We start from the raw sequence: 19,193 nt of genomic DNA, 5'->3' as shown, positions 1-19,193 counted from the left end.
AAAACCGGAGCATTCTGACTAGCATGCTTCGTTTGCGCCCGGATAGACCGGGCGCCGGCCAAGGAGTGACAATGCCGCGTCCATTGCTCTGGCTGCTGATCGCAGCGCCCACAGTCTTGTTGATAGCGTTCTTTACCCTCTTGCTGACCCAGCCGGGCGAGGTCGTGGAGCGTCGCTCAGGCGTGCGCACAACCGGGGAAGCCCAGGTGGGCGGCCCGTTCGAACTGATCGACCAGACCGGCGCAAGCGTCACGCAGGAAGCCTATGCCGGCAAGGTCATGCTGATTTATTTCGGCTACACGTATTGCCCGGATGTCTGCCCCTTCTCGCTGCAGATCATGGCCGCCGCCATGGACCAGCTGGATGCCGGACAACGGGCGCGAATTCAGCCCATCCTGATTACGGTCGATCCAGAGCGAGACACGCCGGAACAGATGGCCCGCTATGTCAGCTCGCCGGCTTTTCCCGACGGTCTTGTCGGCCTGACAGGGAGCGAGGCGCAGATTGCCGCCGTCGCCCGGGCCTATCGCGTGGTCTACCAACGCGCGGAAGAAGACAGCAGCAGTGACTATCTGATGGATCATTCGTCGATCATCTATGTAATGGATGGCGACGGGCGTTTCGTTGATCTCTTTACCTCAGGCGTGGACCCGCGCGATGTCGCGCTCCGCCTGCAAGACTTCCTTGAGGAAAATCCCGGATAGTCGTCCGGAACAGTGCCGGCGCACGGCGCCGACGCGAGGAGAGCGTATGCTTTACAGCGTCTATGAATTCAATCGACTCGCCATGACTCCATGGCGCGCGGCAGCCAATGCCACCCGGCAGGCCCTCCGCTCACCGATGAATCCGATGGCCGACTCCATTGCCGGTCGTTCGATGGCCGCCGCCGCCGAACTCTTTGAATCCGTGACCCGGCGCTATGCCAAGCCGGAATGGATGCTCGACCACACCACGGTCAACGGGCAATGCGTTGGCGTCAGCGAGGAAGTCGTCTGGACCAAACCCTGGTGCTCACTGCTCCACTTCGAACGCGATCATGACGCGCTCATCGCGGCCCGCGGCAATGAAACGCCGGATCGAAAAGTCCTCTTCGTCGCTCCGATGTCAGGCCATTATGCGACCCTGCTGCGCGGCACCGTTGAAGCCTTCCTGCCTGATAGTGAGGTTTACATCACCGACTGGCAGGACGCGCGGATGGTCCCGGTCACCGACGGCCGTTTCGATCTCGATGAATTCACCAGCTATGTCCGCGAAATGGTCAGCCTTCTGGGACCGGATGTCCACGTCGTCGCTGTCTGCCAGCCAGGCCCGCCAACACTGGCCGCAATCGCGCTGATGGCCGAGGATGACGACCCGAACCGGCCGGCTTCAATGACCTTTATGGGCTCCCCCATCGATACGCGCCTGTCGCCGACCGTGCCGAACAAGCTGGCAGAAGAGAAGCCGTTCGACTGGTTCGCAGGGAATCTGATCCACACCGTTCCCGCGCCGAATCCCGGAGCCTTCCGGCGTGTCTACCCGGGCTTCCTGCAGCTGGCTGGCTTCATGAACATGAATCTCGAGCGCCATGTCGACGCTCACTGGGATTTCTTCACCCATCTGGTCGATGGCGATGGCGACAACGCCGACAAACACCGCACTTTCTACGACGAATATCTTGCCGTGATGGACCTGTCGGAAGAATTCTACCTGCAGACGATCACTGACGTCTTCCAGGAGCACAAACTGGCCAAGGGCGAGCAGACGCACGGCGAGCGCACGGTCAATCCGGCCGCAATTCGCGACATCGCCCTGTTGACGGTGGAAGGCGAGAATGACGACATTTCCGGCATTGGCCAGACCCAGGCCGCGCACACTTTGTGCTCAGGCCTCCCGGACGCGCTGCAACAGGACTGGATCCAGCCCGATGTCGGCCATTACGGCGTTTTCAATGGACGCCGTTTCCGCGAGCAAATTGCTCCACGGATGAAGACCTTCATGGACGAAACCGGCGAGGCCGCACTCGCAAGCCGCTAGGACTCGCCCCCTTTCGAAGGCGAACAAGAAAAAGGCGCCAGTCGAACCGACTGGCGCCTTTCCTGTCTCTCGTGAAGAAACGATCAGGGTGCTTCGGATGTGAAGCTCAACCCCAACACGTTGTAATCGAAGGTGCCGGCCTCGATATCCACCAACATCTCACCGATGCTGAGCGGCTCGGGCGGGGTCATGTCAATCGTCAGACTGCCACCCTGATTGACGAAATTCGTCAGGGCAGATGACAGCTCGGCGAGAACCGTTCGCGGAATCTCCGGCGGTGCCGCCATCAGGCCCATACCCATCATCGCACCCGCCTGGACACGCAATTCGTCCTTCGTGATGCCCTGGGCCGCAGCGCCAGCATCAAGGGCGCGGTCAAGCAATGACAGGTCGACGAAGCGCATGGACATATTATTGATGAGGAGCGGCCCCATCAGACTGACCATCGCATCCATCTGGGCGGCCTCATCGGACTCGTCGACGGCAGAGAGCGTCTCCATCGCCGACGGCATGTTGGCCAGATACTCGTTGAAGCCGGACATGTCCTGCGCCATCTCGATACGCAGACCATCAGTCAGCTCGAGATAGTTTTCGCCAGTTGTGTAGGAGCGACCCGTGTCTTCGTCATAGACCGAGTTGGCCTGCATCCGCAGTTCGAGCTGATCATAGCCGAGCATGCCCAGACCCATGGCGAGTTGGGCCCCGCCCGGCTTGGACGCGTCCGGGATCAGCATTGCGGAGCCGAGTTCAGCCGTGCTGAAAACCCGGGAGCCGCTGCGCTCCATTTCGGCCGTCAGGTGATCCATAGAAAAATGAACACCCGACGCCTCGACCAGGATGTCGCGCACGGCGAAGCGGTCATAGATATCAACCGGTGAGAGGAAGGCGCTCTGGTAATAGGCCTGCATCACGGCGTCTTCATCAGCGCCCGCAGCGGCCGCATCCATCATGTCGGCATAGGCCGCCGTCTGGAAGCCGATGATCGACATCTCGCCGAGATTGACGGTCACATCTTCACCGGTCTCGTCTGCGCCCGAGAAGGCGAAGCCGAGCATGGCCAGGCGACCCAATTCTACGCGTGAGTATTGCTCGACGACGAATTGGGCGAGGCTGAACTCGAACGGATTGCCGTCTTCTTCGCCTTGGCCCACGAGACCTTCAATCGCGAATCCCTCAAACTCGTAGAGATTCCAGTCCGGCTCGAAATCATCATCATTTTCGCCTGCGACAGCGCGACCGAAATCATGGGTCATGACCGAGTTGGGGCCATCAAGGCTGACGCGGTCGAGCCGGATCACGGTGCCATCCATATCATCGGTGGCCGAGATGCCTTCCAGAGCGAGACCGTCAAACAGCACTTCACCGTCGGAATCGAGGCGAAGCGCGTCAAAGATCATGCGCTCGACCTGGACCACGTCCGGGCCGCCATCGCCTTCATCATTGATGTCGCTGAAAGTGACATCGTTGAGAATGTAACGACCGCTGCGGAAGCTGACGCTGTCATAGCTGAAGCCGTCCTGTCCGCCATCCAGTCCCATCCGCTCCATGGCGGCTTCCGCCGCTGCGCGGCTCTGGGCCTCTACGCTGCCGGCCGGCAGCATGTAAATGGCGACGCTCGCCGCGGCAGCGGCAGTAAGCAGGCTGTATCTCATAATGACCCCCTTATTGGATCGGTGTTTCTAGGTCCCTCGAACGGGAGTTTAACACCACGGCGACCACACGTCCTTGAAACAGTGTGGCTCTTTGGGGGGATTTTGGGTCAGTCGCGTCCCCCCAAGCCGGCGAGGAAAGCGCCGATGGGGTCTTCACCACTGTCCGTGTCATCTTCCGCACGCGCCGCGGGTGTAGCGGGCGTGGCTTCGGGTGATGGGTCCAGGCTTGCCGCGAGTATGTCGGCGAGCGCATCAGGAGCGGCAATCGGCGCCGCGCCGAGGCCGTGACGCGGAGCGTTCTGCAGATAGGCCTGGAATATCCGCGCCGGCGGACCGCCGCCCGTGGCCCGGTCAGTGGGCGAATTATCGTCATTGCCGGTCCAGACGACCGTCACCAACTCGCTGTTGAATCCGGCAAACCACGCGTCCCTGAAATCATTGGTGGTCCCGGTTTTACCGCCAATCGTCAGTCCGGACACTGCAGCGCGCCGACCTGTGCCCTGACGGACATTGGTCAGAAAGAGATCGCGCATGCGCTGACCCGTGCGCGCATCCAGCACCAGCTCACCACCGGCGGGCGCAGCGGCGTAGACGAGCTCACCGTCGGCGCTTTCAATCCGGTCAATGCCATAGGCCGAGGCCCGCAGACCGCCATTGGCGAATGGCGCATAGGAGGAGGCGAGTTCCAGCGGCGTCACCTCGAACACGCCGAGCGCCAGCGAGCGATCGACCCGCATCGGGCTCTCAATGCCCAGCCGACGCGCCAGACGGGCAACATGACCTCGGCCGGTCTCCTCGGCAATCTGGACGGCGATGGAATTGGAGGAGCGTATGAACCCCTCGCGCAGGCTCATCTCACCCCGATATTCGTCATTATAGTTCTGCGGTGCCCAGTCCCCGATCCGCACGGGGGCGTCATTGCGCCGGTCTTCCGGTGTCAGCCCCGCTTCGAAAGCCGAAGCGTAGACAAAGGGCTTGAAGGCGGAGCCCGGCTGACGTTGGGCCAGGACGGCGCGATTGAATTGCGACCGGGCATAGGATCGCCCGCCAACCATCGCGCGCACGGCGCCATCATGCGCCAGGGAGACCAATGCGCCCTCGCCGGCACCGGCAGCCAGGTCTTCATCGTCCAGTATACTGCTGAGCGCCCGCTCGGCCGCGCGTTGGGCATCAACATCCAGCGTGGTGTGCACGACCAGGTCCCCATGGTCGAGGCCGGCAATGCCGCGCACCTGTTCCGCGGCCCAGTCGACGAAATACTGGGCGCCCTGGCTCGAGGCGCCGCGTGATACACGGATCGGAGTCGAGGCGGCGTCAATCCGTTCGGCGTCGGTAATCCGGCCGGTCTGGGCCATCAGATCAAGCACGACGGTCGCCCGAGCCGCAGCGCGCTGGGCGTCATTGACCGGACTGTAGCGGGAGGGCGCCTTGAGCAAGCCGGCAAGCAGGGCCGCTTCTCCCAGACCCAGTTCGCTGGCCGGACGAGAGAAATAGCGCAGGGATGCCGCCTCGACGCCATAGGCGCCACCGCCGAAATAGACGCGGTTCAGATAGAGCTCGAGAATCTCGTCCTTGCTGAAACGGCTTTCCAGCCAGAAGGCCAGCATCATTTCCTGGACCTTCCGGCGGAGAGTCCGCTCAGGTGACAGGAACAGGTTCTTGGCCAATTGCTGGGTCAGCGTCGATCCGCCTTGAACCACACGACCGGCACGCAGATTGGCGACCATGGCGCGGCCAAGGCCGATCACATCAATCCCGGGATGGCTGTAGAAGCGACGATCCTCTACCGCGAGGACGGCATCGACGAGATAGGGCGGCAGCTCGTCGATCGTCACTTCATGCCCGTGAGCCGAGCCGCGTCGTGCGATCAGGGCGCCATCCTGGTCAAGAAATGTGATTGTGGCCGTGCGTTCGACCGCTTCGAGGCCACTTGTGTCCGGCAGGTCGCGCGCAATCGAGACCAGCAAGCCGCCGATGAAAAGTGAGGCGATGATGACAAGGCAGGCCGCCATGCGGAACCAGGGAAAGCCCCTGCCGGTCGTACGCTTTCGCCGGCGCGAACGCCTTTGACCGCGCGACGGCGCTGCCGAGCGGGCGCGCTGCGCCGCCTGAGATTTCCTGGGCCGGCGGGCCATGCTCGATCCTTGTCGCAAAACCGGGAGTTTTATCTGCGCGCGGCAGGGTTAATTCCCCATGAAGGCACGCCCCTAAAAGCTTGCACTGGACCAAGCCTGACGGCACGATATGGCCGAAGAGGGGCCTCATCATGTCAGTCAAGCGTTCACTTCTTGTCCTCGCCGTGCTTCTGGGCGCAGCCAGCCTGTCCGGCTGTATTGCTATCTATGAAGGCACGGATGCGGTCTGCCCGCACGGCGACCCCAATGCCGACAACTGGCCCTATTGCGGCGGTGCCCCGCCGGGCGGGTCACAGCCCTACGACGACTGATCGTCAGGCGTATTGTCCGGTGCGTCCGCCTCTGGCGGTCCAAAACGGATCAGAATCGTTCCCGGCTGGCTAGGTGCCTCGCGGCCCGAGCCCAGCAGATGGAAACTGCCATTGGGCATGCGCGCCAGGACCAGGTCCGGACTTTCACCTGCGTCTTCGAGATAGGACTCGAGCGGATAGGTTTCAGACAATTTGGTGTTGCGAAACCGCCAGCCCTGCCACCAGTCCCGGGCCAGGCTGTCATAGCCGCGCCCGCGCCGGATAAGCGTGCGACCACGCGCCGTGAAGGCAATTGCCCGCGGATCATCCTCGACCTTCTCCGCGTCCACAGGCCCGTCAAAGCCGGACAGCTGAAACACCCGGCTACGGCCCATGTCCGGCCCGTATTCAATACAGACCAGCGCGTTGTAGGCATCATTGGGGGAGACGGCGAGCAGGGCCGAGAAACGGGCAGGTTCCAGCCGGTGATCAGCGACCTCCGACAGGACTTCGCCATAATGGACATCGTGCCCGGCCAGACGCGCGGCCCGCAGCCGCCGCCAGCTGGTATCAGCGATCGTGACCGGCACCTCGGCCTTCTTCAGCGCATCCGCGAGGCCGAGACTCCACGGGTTCGCGCCGACGAGAAGAAGACGCTCGGGACCCGACTGGGACAGGCCCAGCAGCTTGGCCAGCGGTGAAACCGCAAACCCGCACCCGAAGACACTGATGAAGATGGTCACGAAGACCAGCGGGGCGAGAATGGCCGCATCCTCGCGCCCGACCTCGACAAGGCTGGCGGCAAGATGGCCCGCCGCCGCCGCCGCAACGACACCGCGCGGGCCAATAATGCCGATAAAGGCCGTCTCTTTGAGATTGAGGCCAGACCCCCAGGTCGCGAGCACGACCGAGATCGGCCGGGCCACCAGGATAAAGACGCCGACAAAGGCCAGATGCCAGCCATTGAGCGCCAGCAGATCGCCCGGGGCGAGATCGGCCGCCAGCACAACGAAAACACTGGCGACAAGGATGGAGGCAATACCTTCCTTGAAACGGCGCATTTCCTCGATCGAGGCCAGCCGCGAATTCGCTACCACGAGGCCAAACAGGGTCACGGCAACAAGCCCGGTTTCACTGGCCAGCGCGTCGGCGACAGAGAAGCAGACCAGGACAGCCGCGAGAATGAGCGGCGCTTTCATGGGCTCCGGGACCCAGCCGCGCCGGAAAGCGCGCGAAAGTCCAGTCCCGAAGGCGAAGCCGAGCGCCGCGCCGATCAGCGCCCCCAGCCCAAGCGCCATGCCGGCCTGGATCCAGTCCTGGCCCAGTGCGGTCTGGCGGATGGCTTCAAAGACAAAGACGGCCGACAACGCACCGATCGGATCATTGACGATGCCTTCCCATTTCAGCACCGACGCGATCCGGCCGGGCAATTTGGCCTGGCGCAGGAGCGGCAGGACAACGGTCGGACCGGTTGTGGTTAAAAGGGCCCCGATCATGGCGGAAATGTCCCAGGCGAGACCAGCCACATAATGCAAGGCGAGGACCGCGCCGGCCCATCCGAGCGGATAGCCGAGAAAGACCATGCGCCGCACCGGTCCGGAGGCATCGCGCAGCTCGCGAAAGTTCAGCGTGATGCCGCCCTCAAAGAGAATGACGGCCACGGCCAGGGCAATCATGGGGCGCAGATAATCGCCGAAGACGGCGCTGGGATGGACCAGGGGCTCGCCGGCGGCGAAGGCCCAGATCGGCCCCAGGATAAGGCCTGCCCCCATCATCAGGACGATGGAGGGCCAGCGCAGGCGCCAGGCCAGCCATTGGGCGGCAACACCTGAACCGGCGATGAGCGCGATGGTCAGGGTGAGGTCAGGTCCGGTCTCTATCATGGCGATCCTGTTAGCGCGTTTCGTTCCATTCGTCGCCCGGAGGCGACAGACCTGGGGAGGCAAAAATGGACACCCTGCCGCAAGAGGCCCAACTGGCCGTGACATCCTTCATCGCCGCCATGCTGATCGGCGGCCCCGTCGCCCTGGTCGGCGCCGGCAATGCCTTTGCCATCGCCCGCTGGACCGGGGCCTTCATGCTGCGTCGCCGGCTGGCGTCCAGCGCCCTTCTGGGCCTGGTCGGCGGCGCAGGCGTTTTCGGATCCGGCCTGTTTGGCAATCCGGCGCTGGATATCGCGGCCCTGATCGGTCAGGCCTTCGCCTAGAGCGATCCCTCGTCGGAGTGAACCAGATCGAACCCGATCGTTCGACCGCCATAATCGCCGTTCTCGTAGAGATCGGCCTGGTCATTGAACCAGGCAATCAGATGCGCCTGCAAGCGCTCGAACACGATCGTCAGGGCCGACTCGTCAAGCGGCAGCTCCAGATCGAAAACCGGACCATTGGCGATCGCGATCTCGACATGATGACCCTTCTTCGCACAGGCCAGGACGAGACGCGTCCAGTCACCCGTACGCGAGACTTTCACTGCCAGTCCGAAACTGATGACGCCCAGCGGCAAAAATCCCTTGCCCGATACCGAAAAAGCGCCGGACCGGTGTGGTTGCGGTGACCACGCACCCTCCGGCGGGACCAGGTGGACGCACACCTTGTCACCCGACCCGAGAAAACGGCAAAATCCGGTCGAGACATTCTCGGCCACCGAACGGATCACCGCATAATTGTCCAGCGAGCACGCGCCATAGCGCTCCGCCGCATCGGCAAGCTCGTCAAACCGGCTCTTGTCGCGCATTTGTCACTCCCGTGCGATACCGGCTCAGGCTAGAGTGCAAATCAGCAAAGCGGGAGGGGGCGATGCGACAAATCTTTCTGGGAATTGGGATACTTGTCGGGCTCGCGGCCTGTATGCCCACTGCGGAGGGCCCACAGCCGCATGTCTGGACCACGCTCGACGGCCAGCCGCCCCTGGTCATCGCTCATCGCGGCGCATCGGGTGACCGGCCGGAACACACGCTGGAAGCCTTCAGACTCGCGATCTCCCAAGGCGCCGATGTGATCGAGCCGGATCTCGTCATGACCGCCGACGGCGTTCTGATCGTGCGCCATGATCACTATCTCTCCACGACAACCAATATCGCCGACCTTCCCGAATACGCAGACCGGCGACGCATCCAGGGCGATCGCGAGGATTGGTGGGTCGAGGACTTCACCCTGGCCGAAATCCGCACCTTGCGCGCCCGACAGCCCTGGCCGCAGCGAGATGCCAGCTTCAACGATCAATTCCTGATCCCGACTTTCGAGGAGGTTCTGGACCTCGCAGCCGAGCACAATGTTCGCACCGAACCCGAGGTGAAGGCGCCGGGCCATTTCACTGCCATCGGCCTCGACCCCTTGCCGGTTCTGGTCGAAATCCTGCGCGCCCGCGGGCTGGATACGGTCGACGCGCCAACGGCGATCCAGTGTTTCGAGCCGGACTTTCTCGCCCGCCTCGACAGTGAGGTCGAAACCCGTCTCCTGATGCTGGTTTTCCCGATGATCGAGCTGGACCCGGAAGCCGACCCGCTCACCCCGACGGTCTCACTGGAAGATGCCGCGACCTTCGCCGACGGAGTCGGGCCCTCCAAGGCCCTGCTGATCTCTGCGGACGGAGGTGATACCGGTTTCGTGAGGCGCGCCCACGCGCTGGGCCTGGCCGTCCACCCATGGACTTTCCGTGACGATGTCCCGGTTTCCGAGGACCTGGATATCGAGGCCGAGCTGCAGCGTATCTATGCCCTCGGCGTGGATGGCGTCTTCACGGACTTTCCCGCAACGGCGGTGCAGGTTCGAGACACCATGAGCGACGGCTGATCCCGACCGGACAAAGAAAAACGGCGCGGAGCTTGAGCTCCACGCCGTTTCCCGTAGATCTTGCGATCCCTGAACTGCCTTAGTCGGCCAGCTGCAGGTCAACCGCCTTCGGACCCTTGCCGCGACGATCCGGCTCGGTTTCGAAGGAGACTTTCTGGCCATCTTCCAGACCCGGCAGACCAGAAGCCTGGACAGCCGAGATGTGCACGAAGACGTCATTGCCGCCCTCGTCCGGGGTGATGAAGCCAAAGCCTTTGCTTTGGTTGAAGAATTTAACGACACCTGTAGCCATTAGAGGGAACCTTCCCAGTATGCATGCCCCGCGTCCGGACAAAAAATAAAGTCAGTATCAGCGTCCTGATACCGGTAATACGGACGTAGAAAGTCGGGGAAGGCTGAAGTCTCTGGGCCCGATGGGACCCTGCCATGAAGGCAGGCACCGGGTAGGCGATCAGTTTTCCGTCCGGCCAGTTCGGCCGCCCGTTGCCAAACTTATGCGCATGAAATCGCGCCCAACGCAAATGAAACTCCTGTGGCGCAACGCGATTGGAGCGGCATAATCGGGGCCGGGGAGACCGTGTCCATGACCGAGCATGACCGCAACCAATACGTCCTGTCTTTCGGCGCTGTCGCGATGTCGGCCCTTGCGTTGCTGTTCGCCTTCCTGGAATTGCGATCGTCTGATCGTCAACTCGACGCCTCGGTCTGGCCCTATGTCGACACCACTTTCACCCTCAATTCCGAAGCCGGGAGCCTGACCCTGTCCAACAAGGGGCTTGGACCGGCCCTCATCCATGAATTCCGGGTCCTGTACGAGGGCGAGGTCGTCCGTCATCCGATGGAATTGCCACAATTTGCCGAGCTCGTCGGAGATTATTCCGTGACCACAACATCCGTGCCGAGCTCGGTTCTGTCGGTCGGTGAGGATCTGGTTGTGTTCGAAGTGCGCGGCGATGATGCTGGCGAACGCATGCAATCCGCGCTGCGCGGACTGGAGCTGGAAATCTGCTATTGCTCGCTGAATGACGCTTGCTGGAGCAATGGCTCCATGGCCAATTTCAGTGAGCCCGTTCAGGCCTGCGCGGTGCAGGATGTCGACATTGATGATGCGCTGGATGTCCTTCGGGATATCCACCCGCCCTCGGACCAATCACAGGAGGATGAGGGATGAGTCGACGCCGCTTTCTCGAGCGCACGCGCCGCAATCGCGAAGAACAGTCGCGGGCCGGTCGCAGTTTCAATCCGGCGACGATGATCCGGCTCGCCTTCTTCGGCGTGGCCATCGTGGTGGCTGCCGCTGTCTATATCGGTTTCTGGCGACAGGGCGAGACGATTTATGACGGCCCTTGGGGCCTGCTACAGCGTCTGATCACACCACTCTTCCTCGGCATCAATGCCCTGGAGCTGATTGTCATCGCGCTCGGTGGACTGGTTGCCTGGCGGATCTGGCTGCAGATGAAACGGCCCCGCCAACCCTGAACATCGACCCAGGTCAGTGTTTGAATATCGGATCCTATCCGGGGTGTGGGTCGACCCTTGCTGGCAGGCGGCAGGGCAACCACGAACAAGGCCAGGCGGACCACGACCTCGCCGAAACGCAATCCGGGTGTCATTGCCGATCGGGGGCATCGCCGCGCCTGAATCCGCTGCAACATTGGAAATTTTTGCCCGCCCGGGCCAGAAGAACAGCGCCATACCGCAAAATCAGCCTAGCCAGTGCCCTGATGCGGGTTTATGTGCACCCGATCGGCATGGATCAACCCTTGGGCAAGTGAAAGGTCATCACGCAAATGGGCGTCAAGATAGCAGTATTCGGAGCGACCGGAGCCGTGGGCAAGGAGATGCTCACCATCCTCGCGGAGCGTCTTTTCCCGGCAGATGAAATCCATGCCCTGGCCAGCCGAAAATCCATGGGTGTCGAGCTGTCCTATGGCGACAGAACACTCCGCTGCCAGAATGCCGAAAGTTTCGACTTCTCCAGCGTCGATCTGGTCCTGATGTCGGCCGGCGGTGATGTGTCCAGGGAATGGGCGCCGAAAATCGCCAAGGCTGGCGCCATCGTGGTCGACAATTCCTCGGCCTGGCGCATGGACCCGGATGTCCCTCTGGTCGTGCCCGAGGTCAATCTCGACGCGCTGGACGGCGTGACGAAAAAGCGCATCATCGCCAATCCGAATTGCTCGACCATCCAGCTCGTCGTGGCCCTGAAGCCGATCCATGACCGGGTCGGCATCAAGCGCGTCAATTGCGCCACCTACCAATCAGTATCCGGCGCCGGACAGGCGGGCATGGACGAGTTATGGACGCAGACGAAAGGCATTTTCGTCAATGATAGCGTCGACCCGCAGGCGTTCACCAAGCAGATCGCCTTCAATGTCATCCCCCATATCGACACCTTCATGGAAGACGGGTCCACCAAGGAAGAGTGGAAGATGATGGTGGAGACGAAAAAGATCCTGGACACGAGGATCAAGCTGTTCGCCACCTGCGCCCGCGTTCCGGTCTTTGTTGGCCACTCCATCGCGGCACATCTCGAACTGGACGCCCCGATGTCCTCCGGCGAAGCGCGCGACCTGCTGCGCGAGAGCCCGGGCCTGATGGTGATCGACAAGCGCGAGGACGAGGGCTACGTGACGCCGGTCGAATGCGTTGGCGAATTCGCCACCTTCGTTTCCCGCGTTCGCGAGGACCCGACCGTCGACAACGGTCTGGCCCTGTGGATCGTCTCCGATAATTTGCGCAAGGGAGCGGCCCTCAATGCGGTGCAGATCGCAGAAGGCCTGCTGAACAAGGGGCTGATCGGCAACTGAGCGCAACAGGCAGGCTGACGCAGACCTGTCATGCGCAAGAAGCGGGTCGTTATCGACAGGCGGGCACCCTATGTGCGATGGACGACTTCGACCGAGGAGCCCGCATGTCCACCGAGACTTCGACTGATACGCGGCGTGCCCTCGCGGCGGGCCTTTCCGGCTATCTCATCTGGGGCATTTCGCCCTTCTTCTTCCAGGCCCTCAGCTTTGCTGGCGCGATCGAGATCATCCTCCATCGTGTGGTCTGGGCTGTGCCACTTCTGGCAGCCTCGCTACTCGTTTCCGGTCGACTGAGGACAGCCCTGGGCGTCCTCTCGGACCGCCGGACCCTGCTGACACTGCTCGCGACCTCGGCGCTGATATCGGTGAATTGGTGGGGCTTCATCTTCGCGGTCAATACCGGCCAGGTTCTGCAGGCTTCACTGGGCTATTATATCAATCCGCTGATGAGCGTCGCCGTCGGTGTGGTCATTCTTCGCGAACCGCTCGGCCCGTGGCGGATTGCGGCCATCTCGCTGGCCGCCCTTGGCGTCGCCAACCAGATTCTCACCGTCGGCGAAGTTCCCTGGATTTCCCTGATGCTGGCGACGAGCTTCACGGCCTATGGCTACCTCCGCAAGGTGGCTGCGGTAGACGGCCGCGTCGGGCTGTTGTGGGAAACACTGTTCCTGCTGCCCTTTGCCATCATCGGCCTGATCTGGATGCAAGCCTCCGGCGTCGGGCATTTCCTCGAATCCCCGACCCAGGCAGCGCTGCTGATCGCCGCCGGCGCCGTCACCGTCGTGCCGCTTCTGCTCTACACGATCGGCGTGCGAGGCCTGCGTCTATCGACCATGGGGCTGATGCAATTCCTCGCGCCGTCCATCCAGTTCGGTATTGGCGTGATGAGCGGCGAACCCTTCGCGACCGGCCACATGATTACCTTCGCGCTGATCTGGTCAGGCGTGGCCTGTTTCGCCTGGAGCCAGATCCGCCGCGACCGCAAGCAGGACGCGCTACCCGGGGATGTCTGAACCAGCCGCGTCGCGCTTGACCCATGCCGGTCCCTGCTTTCTCCTGCCCGCCAACCCGTAATGATCTGATCCCGCTCACCGACCGGGATCGAGACGAGGCTGTTCCATGACTGATTTCCCGACACCACAACGGATCGCCACCAACGGAATAGAGATTTCCGTTCATCTCGCCGGCCCCGAGACCGGGCAGCCATTGCTGCTCGTCCATGGCTGGCCGGAGCTGGCCTATTCCTGGAAGAACCAGATCAGCGTGCTCGCCGGGGCCGGCTATCGGGTAATCGCACCCGATCTTCGCGGCTTTGGTGGCTCAGACTGTCCGGGCGGTGTCGACGCCTACGACATTGACACGATGATCGCCGACCTCACCGGCCTGCTCGACGCGTTGGGCCACGACAAGGCTGTCTGGGTCGGTCACGACTGGGGCGGGATCATAACCTGGCACGCCGCCATGCTGGCGGCCGACCGATTTGACGGTGTGATCGGGGTCAATACGCCCCACTTGCCGCGGGGCGCCCAGGCGCCGACCGAGGCCTTCCGGGAAATTGGCGGAGAGGACCACTATATCCTGCGTTTCCAGGCGCCCGGTTATGCAGAGAGCGTGTTCGAGGGCAAGGAAGATGAGTTTTTCGCCTTCATCTTCGGCAGCCCGCCCAAAATCGGCAAACTCGAGGATTATTTCCCCGACATCACCCATATCCCGGCCCAGTTCGAGAGCTTCAATGGCCGCCCGGAAAAGCGGATCGTGGTGAAGCCGGAGGATCGCGCCGTCTATGCCGAGGCCTATCGCAAGACCGGCTTCGGGCCCGGCATCAATCTCTACCGGAATTTCGACGCCAACTGGCAGCGCATGGGCGGTGTCGACCACCGCCTCTCATTGCCCTGCCTGATGATCTCCGCGGAGCTCGACTTCATGCTGCCGCCGAAACTGGCCGGATGGATGCCGGCCCTGTGCAAGGACAGCGAGTTCGCCGTGATCGAAGGCTGCGGCCACTGGACAATGTGGGAAGCCCCGGATGAACTGAACGCCTACCTGCTGGACTGGCTGGAGCGCCGCTTTCCGGCCTGATCACAGCAAGATAAGAAGATATCTGGCGCACTGGCCAAGGAACATGTCTAGAATACACGTCTTCAATTCCGGGGAGCCATATGGGCAAGGCACACTGGACGCTCCATCGTGATCTCAAGGTCGCCGAACTAATCTTCGGTGCCGATACCTCGATGTTGAATTTGCGGCACTCCATTGCGGAATTACCTGGTATTCCGGGCTGGCAGTCCGACTTCGATTTGCTGTTGATTATTGGCGATTTCGCCACGCTCGAAACCTTCACCCCAGCGGCGATGAATGACCACCAGACCTTCATGCGAGGCTGGAATGAGCGCTACCGCGCCGGCCACTCACCAAAAACAGCGCTGGTCTGCGCCGATGATCTCAAGCGAATCATCCCCGAACTCTGGTCCGCCATGACGCGGGAAGGGTGGAAGACGAGGATCGCCGTCTTCACAACCCGACCGGAAGCACTGGAATGGCTGGCAGAAGACGACACGTAACCAGGGCCTCGTCAGAGGCAGCCGTAAACAGCCTCGATGATCCGGACCGGACGCGGATCGCCTGCCAGGTAATGGTGCTGGCGGTTCATGACATAGGCGCCGGTCAGCGTACGCACCGGATCGGCGAAGGCGCAGGATCCGCCCCAGCCTGAATGACCGACGGTTTCCGGCGTCGGTCCGTAAAAGCCCGGCGACACATTGCGCATGATACCGGCACCCCATGAGAGGTCGAAGGGCAAGACCTTGTCAGGCCCGCGGACGCGTTCCTTGACCAGCGCGGCGAGGGTCGCCTCGGAAATAAAGCGCTTGCCCTCCAGCTTTCCGCCATCGGCATAGGCGGTCATCAGGCGGGCGAGCGAGCGCGCGGTGGCGTGAGCGTTGGCGGCGGGGAATTCGGCCTTGCGCCATTCCGTTGCACCGCGGCGGCCCGGCGAGGACCAGGGCTTCAGAAAGGCCAGTTTGCGCGCCGTGTTCAGCTCACCGAGATCAGGGACCTGGCGCGGCATGGCGTGCTCGGCCGTGCGCTCATGCTCGCTCTCGGGCAGACCGACATGGAAGTCGATGCCGCGCGGACCACAAACCTCCTCCCGCAGGATCGCGCCGATGGAGCGGCCATCGGTCCGGCGGGCGAGCGCATCGGCGATGAAGCCGAAAGTGACCGGGTGATAGCCCGATCCCGTGCCCAGCTCCCAAAGCGGGACCTGCCGCGCCAGCCTGTCTTCGATCTTCGCCGCATCGAACCAGTCGCCGGCGTCCATCTCCTCGGCAATTCCGGACAGGCCCGCCTGGTGGGACAGGGCCTCGGCCACCGTTACTGCGGATTTGCCGCCCGCACCAAATTCCGGCCAGTAGTCGGCGACGGGGGCGTCATAGCTCAGCAGCCCCCGATCCACGAGGCGGGCCAGGACCAGCGCCGCGATCGCCTTGCCGGTGGAATAGACCGGAACCAGCGTATCGGCTTTCCAGTCCTGCGATTTCTTGCGGTCAGCCCAACCGGCATGAATGTCGACCACCATCTCGCCATCCAGGCAGAGGGCGAAGCCGGCGCCGATCTCGTCCTGATCTTTCCAGTTGGCAAGGAAGGCATCGGCCACCGGTTCGAAACCGGCGGCAACATGTCCATGGAGGGCGGGCAAAATCTCTGTGCTCATAAGGAACTGGCTAACGCGCGCCGCGGCAGCGATCAAGCGAGCTAAACTGCCTCGGCGTCGAGTGTGACCAAGGGCGAGGTCAGCACATCCGCTGCCGCGACCACCGGGAGTTCAGGCGCGGACCATTCATGCGCCCTCATGACGAGGCTGACCGTCATCGCCACGGATTGCTCCAGAGCGGTGCGCGCGTCATCCCCGGCGAGAAGGCGATTGATAAAGGCAGCGGTAAGGGCATCGCCCGTACCGTTCGGCGCCTTGGGAAGTCGATCATGGGTCACCAGCCAAGCCTCTTCGGAGTCGACATAGAGCACACCGATCTGCCCATGGCGCGGCAGCGAAGAGACCAGGACTGGCCGCTCCATCGCCCGCGCCGCCCGCACCATCGAGGCCAGGTCGGTCAAGGGCCGGCCGGTGATGTGGCCCAGCTCGAACAGGTTCGGCGTGACCAGGTCAGCGCGGGGGATCAGTTGATCCTTGATGGCAGCCGCGATCGCCGGCGATACATACAACCCGCCCGGGGAGTCGCCCATGATTGGATCTACCACGATGATGGGCGCCGGCAGGGCCGCCTTGACGCCCTTGTTCATGCGCCGCCCCTTGCGCACGACATCGATCACCGAGGCGGTATCGAAAACCTGGCCGACATCGGCAAAATAGCCCGCCAGCACGATATCGGTGATGTCGAGCAGACCCTGATCGGCAATACCACTGAGGACGCTCTCGAACTGGTCCTGCTCCACCGGACCACCGCCGGGCTCCCCCCAGCCGGGGTGCCGCCCGAAGAGGACGGTCGGCACCAGCATGGTGTCGATCCGGGCTGAATTAAGCACGCGCTGGGAGACCCCGCCTCCGACCATGGAGGCGGCCACATGACTGGAAAGGATCAGCGCCATCGGCATGGAAAACATGCTATATCCAAAACCTCACCGAGCAGAAACCCCGGAAACGACTTGATGCGCCGACTGATCCGTTCAGCCCTCTTTGTGCCCGCTTCCAAGCCCCGCGCCATCGAGAAGGCCGCCCATGTCGGCGCCGACTTGCTCATCCTGGACCTGGAAGATGCCGTCGGACCGGAAGAAAAGACCGATGCGCGCGCCGTCGTCGAGAACGCCCTGCACAGTTGGGACTCATCGGGCGCGGTGCGAGCCGTGCGGATCAATGCCCTCGAGACCGAGTGGGGCGCGGCGGATCTGCGCAGCGCGGCCAGGGCCGATGCCATCATCCTTCCCAAGGTCGAACAGGTGGGCGATCTGCACGCTGCCCGGTCGGCTTTGAGTTCGCACGGGTCCTCGATCCCGATCTGGGCGATGATCGAGACGCCACGCGCTGTCCTGGCCCTCAACGCCATCGCCAGCGCCGTGGGGACAGGCCTCGCCGGACTGATCGCCGGCACCAATGACCTCAGCAAGGAATTGCGCTGCTCACTTGAGCATGAACGGCTCGCCCTGGTACCGCATCTGGTGAATATGGTCTGCGCTGCGCGGTCACGGGGGATTTATGTCCTGGACGGCGTTTACAATCATTTCCGTGACCCCAAGGGGTTTCGGGCCGAAGCCGAACAAGGGCGCGCGCTGGGCTTTGACGGCAAGACACTGATCCACCCCGGGCAGGTGGATCTGGCGCATCTCTATTTCGGTCCGACCTCACGGGATCTCGAGCAGGCCGCCAAGGTCGTCGCCGCCTTTGCTGACCCGGAAAACGCGGGAAAGGGTGTGATATCTCTGGAGGGCAACATGGTCGAACGGCTCCACCTGGAAGCCGCGCGCGCGCTGCTTTCGACCGCCAGCGAAAATGATTCCTGATTGCATAAAAGCAGAAGAAACGCAGGCCAAGACTTGATGTTGCAGCACAAGACCGGCTTTCATGGCTGCACTTGAGGGACTTTCAATGACCGATTCGACGATTATCTGGCACAATCCGCGCTGTTCGAAATCGCGGCAGACGCTGGCCTTGCTTGAAGCCCGTGGCGGCGCGCTTGAAGTCCGTGACTACATGGACGACACACCCAGCGTGGACGAATTGAAAGCCGTGATGAAGAAGCTCGGCTTCGTTTCCGCCCATGAATGGCTGCGCAAGGCGGAGCCCGACTATCGTGAACTCGGCCTCAAGGCGGTCGAGGATGAGGAAGCGCTCTTCAAGGCGATGACCGAGTATCCGAAGCTGATAGAGCGGCCCGTCGTCATTCATGGTGACACGGCGATGATCGGTCGCCCGCCAGAGCAGGTCCTGGAGCTGTTCTGACGTCCGGACGTCAGTCCGACGCCTGTTCCAGCCGTCCCCGATATCTCACGATCAGACCGACCAGCGGCAGGCTGAGTGCGACATCGAACAGATGCGCCTGACCATCCGCGTCTTCGCGGGCCTGAATTCGTGGCCACAGGATGGGAGGCAGGGAGAGCGACCAAAGCTTCACACCGGCCTGATCGAACATCAGGGCCCCAGCCTCCAGTCGCAGGTCGAACGCCAATGTGAACGGTCCGATACGCTCGGTCAGTCGACCGGCCGAGCGACCCTGATGGGTCGCGAAATAGCGGCCGTCATACCAGCGCTCCAGCAATTCATCGCCGTCGAACCGACTGACCCGGACCAGAGCCGGCAGGGCGCGACCCGACTTTGGCAGGCCGAGCATGGCAGCCACCAGATCCGCAAGCGGATTGCGGCCACGTATAATCTCGACCCGACCTTCGAAGAGCACCGCCGGGTCGGGGCTGTGCAATGCCTGCGTAACCGCAGCAAGGTTGGCCCAGTCCGGCCCCAGAAGCGCCTGATAGAGATGGGTCATGGCGA

At 62.6% G+C, this 19,193-nt stretch carries 21 protein-coding genes; 13 read left to right on the top strand and 8 right to left on the bottom strand.

Going from position 1 to position 19,193, the window contains the following annotated elements; translation table 11 throughout:
- Positions 1-71: 71 nt before the first annotated feature.
- Entirely contained in the window at positions 72-704 is a 633-nt protein-coding gene (locus JXQ94_RS15335) for an SCO family protein (RefSeq protein ID WP_421924647.1), read from the top strand.
- Between the two features lie 46 nt (positions 705-750).
- Positions 751-2,016 carry a polyhydroxyalkanoate depolymerase gene (locus JXQ94_RS15330; RefSeq protein WP_421924646.1) on the top strand — a complete coding sequence of 422 codons (1,266 nt, stop codon included), beginning with the start codon at positions 751-753 and terminating at the stop codon, positions 2,014-2,016.
- A gap of 83 nt (positions 2,017-2,099) precedes the next feature.
- Here JXQ94_RS15330 and JXQ94_RS15325 read toward each other — a convergent pair whose 3' ends face one another.
- Positions 2,100-3,668, bottom strand: coding sequence for a hypothetical protein (locus JXQ94_RS15325; protein WP_421924645.1), 1,569 nt, complete (start codon positions 3,666-3,668; stop codon positions 2,100-2,102).
- Between the two features lie 107 nt (positions 3,669-3,775).
- Complete coding sequence (locus JXQ94_RS15320) at positions 3,776-5,680, bottom strand: transglycosylase domain-containing protein (protein WP_421924644.1); 1,905 nt, start codon at positions 5,678-5,680, stop codon at positions 3,776-3,778.
- A 254-nt stretch (positions 5,681-5,934) separates the two neighbouring features.
- Here JXQ94_RS15320 and JXQ94_RS15315 point away from each other — a divergent pair, with 254 nt between their 5' ends.
- Positions 5,935-6,114: a hypothetical protein gene (locus JXQ94_RS15315; RefSeq protein WP_295694996.1), complete on the top strand. Its 180-nt coding sequence runs from the start codon at positions 5,935-5,937 to the stop codon at positions 6,112-6,114.
- Here JXQ94_RS15315 and JXQ94_RS15310 read toward each other — a convergent pair.
- Positions 6,102-7,976 carry a cation:proton antiporter gene (locus tag JXQ94_RS15310; RefSeq protein WP_421924643.1) on the bottom strand — a complete coding sequence of 625 codons (1,875 nt, stop codon included), beginning with the start codon at positions 7,974-7,976 and terminating at the stop codon, positions 6,102-6,104. The genes JXQ94_RS15315 and JXQ94_RS15310 overlap by 13 nt on opposite strands.
- A 65-nt stretch (positions 7,977-8,041) precedes the next feature.
- On the opposite strand from JXQ94_RS15310, the gene JXQ94_RS15305 reads away from it, so the two are divergent.
- Entirely contained in the window at positions 8,042-8,299 is a 258-nt protein-coding gene (locus tag JXQ94_RS15305) for a hypothetical protein (protein WP_421924642.1), read from the top strand.
- Here JXQ94_RS15305 and JXQ94_RS15300 read toward each other — a convergent pair.
- Entirely contained in the window at positions 8,296-8,826 is a 531-nt protein-coding gene (locus tag JXQ94_RS15300) for a hypothetical protein (RefSeq protein ID WP_421924641.1), read from the bottom strand. The two genes, JXQ94_RS15305 and JXQ94_RS15300, sit on opposite strands and share 4 nt — an antisense overlap.
- Before the next feature lie 113 nt (positions 8,827-8,939).
- Between JXQ94_RS15300 and JXQ94_RS15295 the strand changes: the two genes are divergently transcribed.
- Positions 8,940-9,884 (top strand): glycerophosphodiester phosphodiesterase family protein, encoded by a 945-nt coding sequence (locus JXQ94_RS15295; RefSeq protein ID WP_421924640.1) that lies wholly within the window; start codon positions 8,940-8,942, stop codon positions 9,882-9,884.
- Positions 9,885-9,963: 79 nt separating this feature from the next.
- On the opposite strand, the gene JXQ94_RS15290 is transcribed toward JXQ94_RS15295, so the two are convergent.
- Entirely contained in the window at positions 9,964-10,176 is a 213-nt protein-coding gene (locus JXQ94_RS15290; RefSeq protein WP_075190102.1) for a cold-shock protein, read from the bottom strand.
- A 291-nt stretch (positions 10,177-10,467) separates the two neighbouring features.
- Between JXQ94_RS15290 and JXQ94_RS15285 the strand changes: the two genes are divergently transcribed.
- The 6 genes from JXQ94_RS15285 to JXQ94_RS15260 all read left to right on the top strand — a co-directional run bounded on the left by JXQ94_RS15285 (position 10,468) and on the right by JXQ94_RS15260 (position 15,255).
- Positions 10,468-11,055 carry a hypothetical protein gene (locus JXQ94_RS15285; protein ID WP_421924639.1) on the top strand — a complete coding sequence of 196 codons (588 nt, stop codon included), beginning with the start codon at positions 10,468-10,470 and terminating at the stop codon, positions 11,053-11,055.
- The gene (locus JXQ94_RS15280) at positions 11,052-11,363 is read left to right on the top strand and encodes a hypothetical protein (protein WP_295695009.1); all 312 of its coding nucleotides are present in this window, start codon (positions 11,052-11,054) and stop codon (positions 11,361-11,363) included. Before JXQ94_RS15285 ends, JXQ94_RS15280 begins: the two co-directional genes overlap by 4 nt.
- 311 nt (positions 11,364-11,674) lie before the next feature.
- A complete protein-coding gene (locus tag JXQ94_RS15275) occupies positions 11,675-12,694 on the top strand; it encodes an aspartate-semialdehyde dehydrogenase (RefSeq protein WP_421924638.1) in 1,020 nt (339 codons plus the stop codon).
- A gap of 104 nt (positions 12,695-12,798) precedes the next feature.
- Complete coding sequence (gene rarD / locus JXQ94_RS15270) at positions 12,799-13,707, top strand: EamA family transporter RarD (RefSeq protein WP_421924637.1); 909 nt, start codon at positions 12,799-12,801, stop codon at positions 13,705-13,707.
- A 106-nt stretch (positions 13,708-13,813) separates the two neighbouring features.
- Entirely contained in the window at positions 13,814-14,773 is a 960-nt protein-coding gene (locus JXQ94_RS15265; protein WP_421924636.1) for an alpha/beta fold hydrolase, read from the top strand.
- An 80-nt stretch (positions 14,774-14,853) separates the two neighbouring features.
- On the top strand, positions 14,854-15,255 hold the full coding sequence (locus tag JXQ94_RS15260; protein ID WP_421924635.1) for a hypothetical protein: 402 nt from the start codon (positions 14,854-14,856) through the stop codon (positions 15,253-15,255).
- Positions 15,256-15,266: 11 nt separating this feature from the next.
- Here JXQ94_RS15260 and JXQ94_RS15255 read toward each other — a convergent pair whose 3' ends face one another.
- Both JXQ94_RS15255 and JXQ94_RS15250 read right to left on the bottom strand, forming a co-directional pair.
- The gene (locus JXQ94_RS15255) at positions 15,267-16,406 is read right to left on the bottom strand and encodes a serine hydrolase domain-containing protein (RefSeq protein ID WP_421924634.1); all 1,140 of its coding nucleotides are present in this window, start codon (positions 16,404-16,406) and stop codon (positions 15,267-15,269) included.
- 41 nt (positions 16,407-16,447) lie between these two features.
- Complete coding sequence (locus JXQ94_RS15250) at positions 16,448-17,314, bottom strand: PfkB family carbohydrate kinase (RefSeq protein ID WP_421924633.1); 867 nt, start codon at positions 17,312-17,314, stop codon at positions 16,448-16,450.
- A 45-nt stretch (positions 17,315-17,359) separates the two neighbouring features.
- Here JXQ94_RS15250 and JXQ94_RS15245 point away from each other — a divergent pair, with 45 nt between their 5' ends.
- Both JXQ94_RS15245 and arsC read left to right on the top strand, forming a co-directional pair.
- A complete protein-coding gene (locus JXQ94_RS15245; RefSeq protein ID WP_421924632.1) occupies positions 17,360-18,208 on the top strand; it encodes an HpcH/HpaI aldolase/citrate lyase family protein in 849 nt (282 codons plus the stop codon).
- Positions 18,209-18,293: 85 nt separating this feature from the next.
- Positions 18,294-18,647, top strand: coding sequence for an arsenate reductase (glutaredoxin) (gene arsC, locus JXQ94_RS15240; RefSeq protein WP_421924631.1), 354 nt, complete (start codon positions 18,294-18,296; stop codon positions 18,645-18,647).
- 10 nt (positions 18,648-18,657) lie between these two features.
- Here arsC and JXQ94_RS15235 read toward each other — a convergent pair whose 3' ends face one another.
- Positions 18,658-19,188 (bottom strand): DUF4166 domain-containing protein, encoded by a 531-nt coding sequence (locus JXQ94_RS15235; RefSeq protein WP_421924630.1) that lies wholly within the window; start codon positions 19,186-19,188, stop codon positions 18,658-18,660.
- Between the last annotated feature and the right edge of the window lie 5 nt (positions 19,189-19,193).

This window comes from Maricaulis maris (assembly GCF_049116555.1).
In the GTDB taxonomy this organism is placed as follows: domain Bacteria; phylum Pseudomonadota; class Alphaproteobacteria; order Caulobacterales; family Maricaulaceae; genus Maricaulis; species Maricaulis maris_C.
The sequence above is the reverse complement of the archived record's forward strand: the minus strand, read 5'-3'. Positions and strand labels throughout refer to the sequence as shown.

Bases quoted from the DNA above. Each gene is read 5' to 3' on its own strand.
- JXQ94_RS15335 (WP_421924647.1), top strand. From the start codon at position 72: ATGCCGCGTCCATTGCTCTGGCTGCTGATCGCAGCGCCCACAGTCTTG.
- JXQ94_RS15330 (WP_421924646.1), top strand. From the start codon at position 751: ATGCTTTACAGCGTCTATGAATTCAATCGACTCGCCATGACTCCATGG.
- JXQ94_RS15325 (WP_421924645.1), bottom strand. From the start codon at position 3,668: ATGAGATACAGCCTGCTTACTGCCGCTGCCGCGGCGAGCGTCGCCATT.
- JXQ94_RS15320 (WP_421924644.1), bottom strand. From the start codon at position 5,680: ATGGCGGCCTGCCTTGTCATCATCGCCTCACTTTTCATCGGCGGCTTG.
- JXQ94_RS15315 (WP_295694996.1), top strand. From the start codon at position 5,935: ATGTCAGTCAAGCGTTCACTTCTTGTCCTCGCCGTGCTTCTGGGCGCA.
- JXQ94_RS15310 (WP_421924643.1), bottom strand. From the start codon at position 7,976: ATGATAGAGACCGGACCTGACCTCACCCTGACCATCGCGCTCATCGCC.
- JXQ94_RS15305 (WP_421924642.1), top strand. From the start codon at position 8,042: ATGGACACCCTGCCGCAAGAGGCCCAACTGGCCGTGACATCCTTCATC.
- JXQ94_RS15300 (WP_421924641.1), bottom strand. From the start codon at position 8,826: ATGCGCGACAAGAGCCGGTTTGACGAGCTTGCCGATGCGGCGGAGCGC.
- JXQ94_RS15295 (WP_421924640.1), top strand. From the start codon at position 8,940: ATGCCCACTGCGGAGGGCCCACAGCCGCATGTCTGGACCACGCTCGAC.
- JXQ94_RS15290 (WP_075190102.1), bottom strand. From the start codon at position 10,176: ATGGCTACAGGTGTCGTTAAATTCTTCAACCAAAGCAAAGGCTTTGGC.
- JXQ94_RS15285 (WP_421924639.1), top strand. From the start codon at position 10,468: ATGACCGAGCATGACCGCAACCAATACGTCCTGTCTTTCGGCGCTGTC.
- JXQ94_RS15280 (WP_295695009.1), top strand. From the start codon at position 11,052: ATGAGTCGACGCCGCTTTCTCGAGCGCACGCGCCGCAATCGCGAAGAA.
- JXQ94_RS15275 (WP_421924638.1), top strand. From the start codon at position 11,675: ATGGGCGTCAAGATAGCAGTATTCGGAGCGACCGGAGCCGTGGGCAAG.
- rarD (WP_421924637.1), top strand. From the start codon at position 12,799: ATGTCCACCGAGACTTCGACTGATACGCGGCGTGCCCTCGCGGCGGGC.
- JXQ94_RS15265 (WP_421924636.1), top strand. From the start codon at position 13,814: ATGACTGATTTCCCGACACCACAACGGATCGCCACCAACGGAATAGAG.
- JXQ94_RS15260 (WP_421924635.1), top strand. From the start codon at position 14,854: ATGGGCAAGGCACACTGGACGCTCCATCGTGATCTCAAGGTCGCCGAA.
- JXQ94_RS15255 (WP_421924634.1), bottom strand. From the start codon at position 16,406: ATGAGCACAGAGATTTTGCCCGCCCTCCATGGACATGTTGCCGCCGGT.
- JXQ94_RS15250 (WP_421924633.1), bottom strand. From the start codon at position 17,314: ATGTTTTCCATGCCGATGGCGCTGATCCTTTCCAGTCATGTGGCCGCC.
- JXQ94_RS15245 (WP_421924632.1), top strand. From the start codon at position 17,360: ATGCGCCGACTGATCCGTTCAGCCCTCTTTGTGCCCGCTTCCAAGCCC.
- arsC (WP_421924631.1), top strand. From the start codon at position 18,294: ATGACCGATTCGACGATTATCTGGCACAATCCGCGCTGTTCGAAATCG.
- JXQ94_RS15235 (WP_421924630.1), bottom strand. From the start codon at position 19,188: ATGACCCATCTCTATCAGGCGCTTCTGGGGCCGGACTGGGCCAACCTT.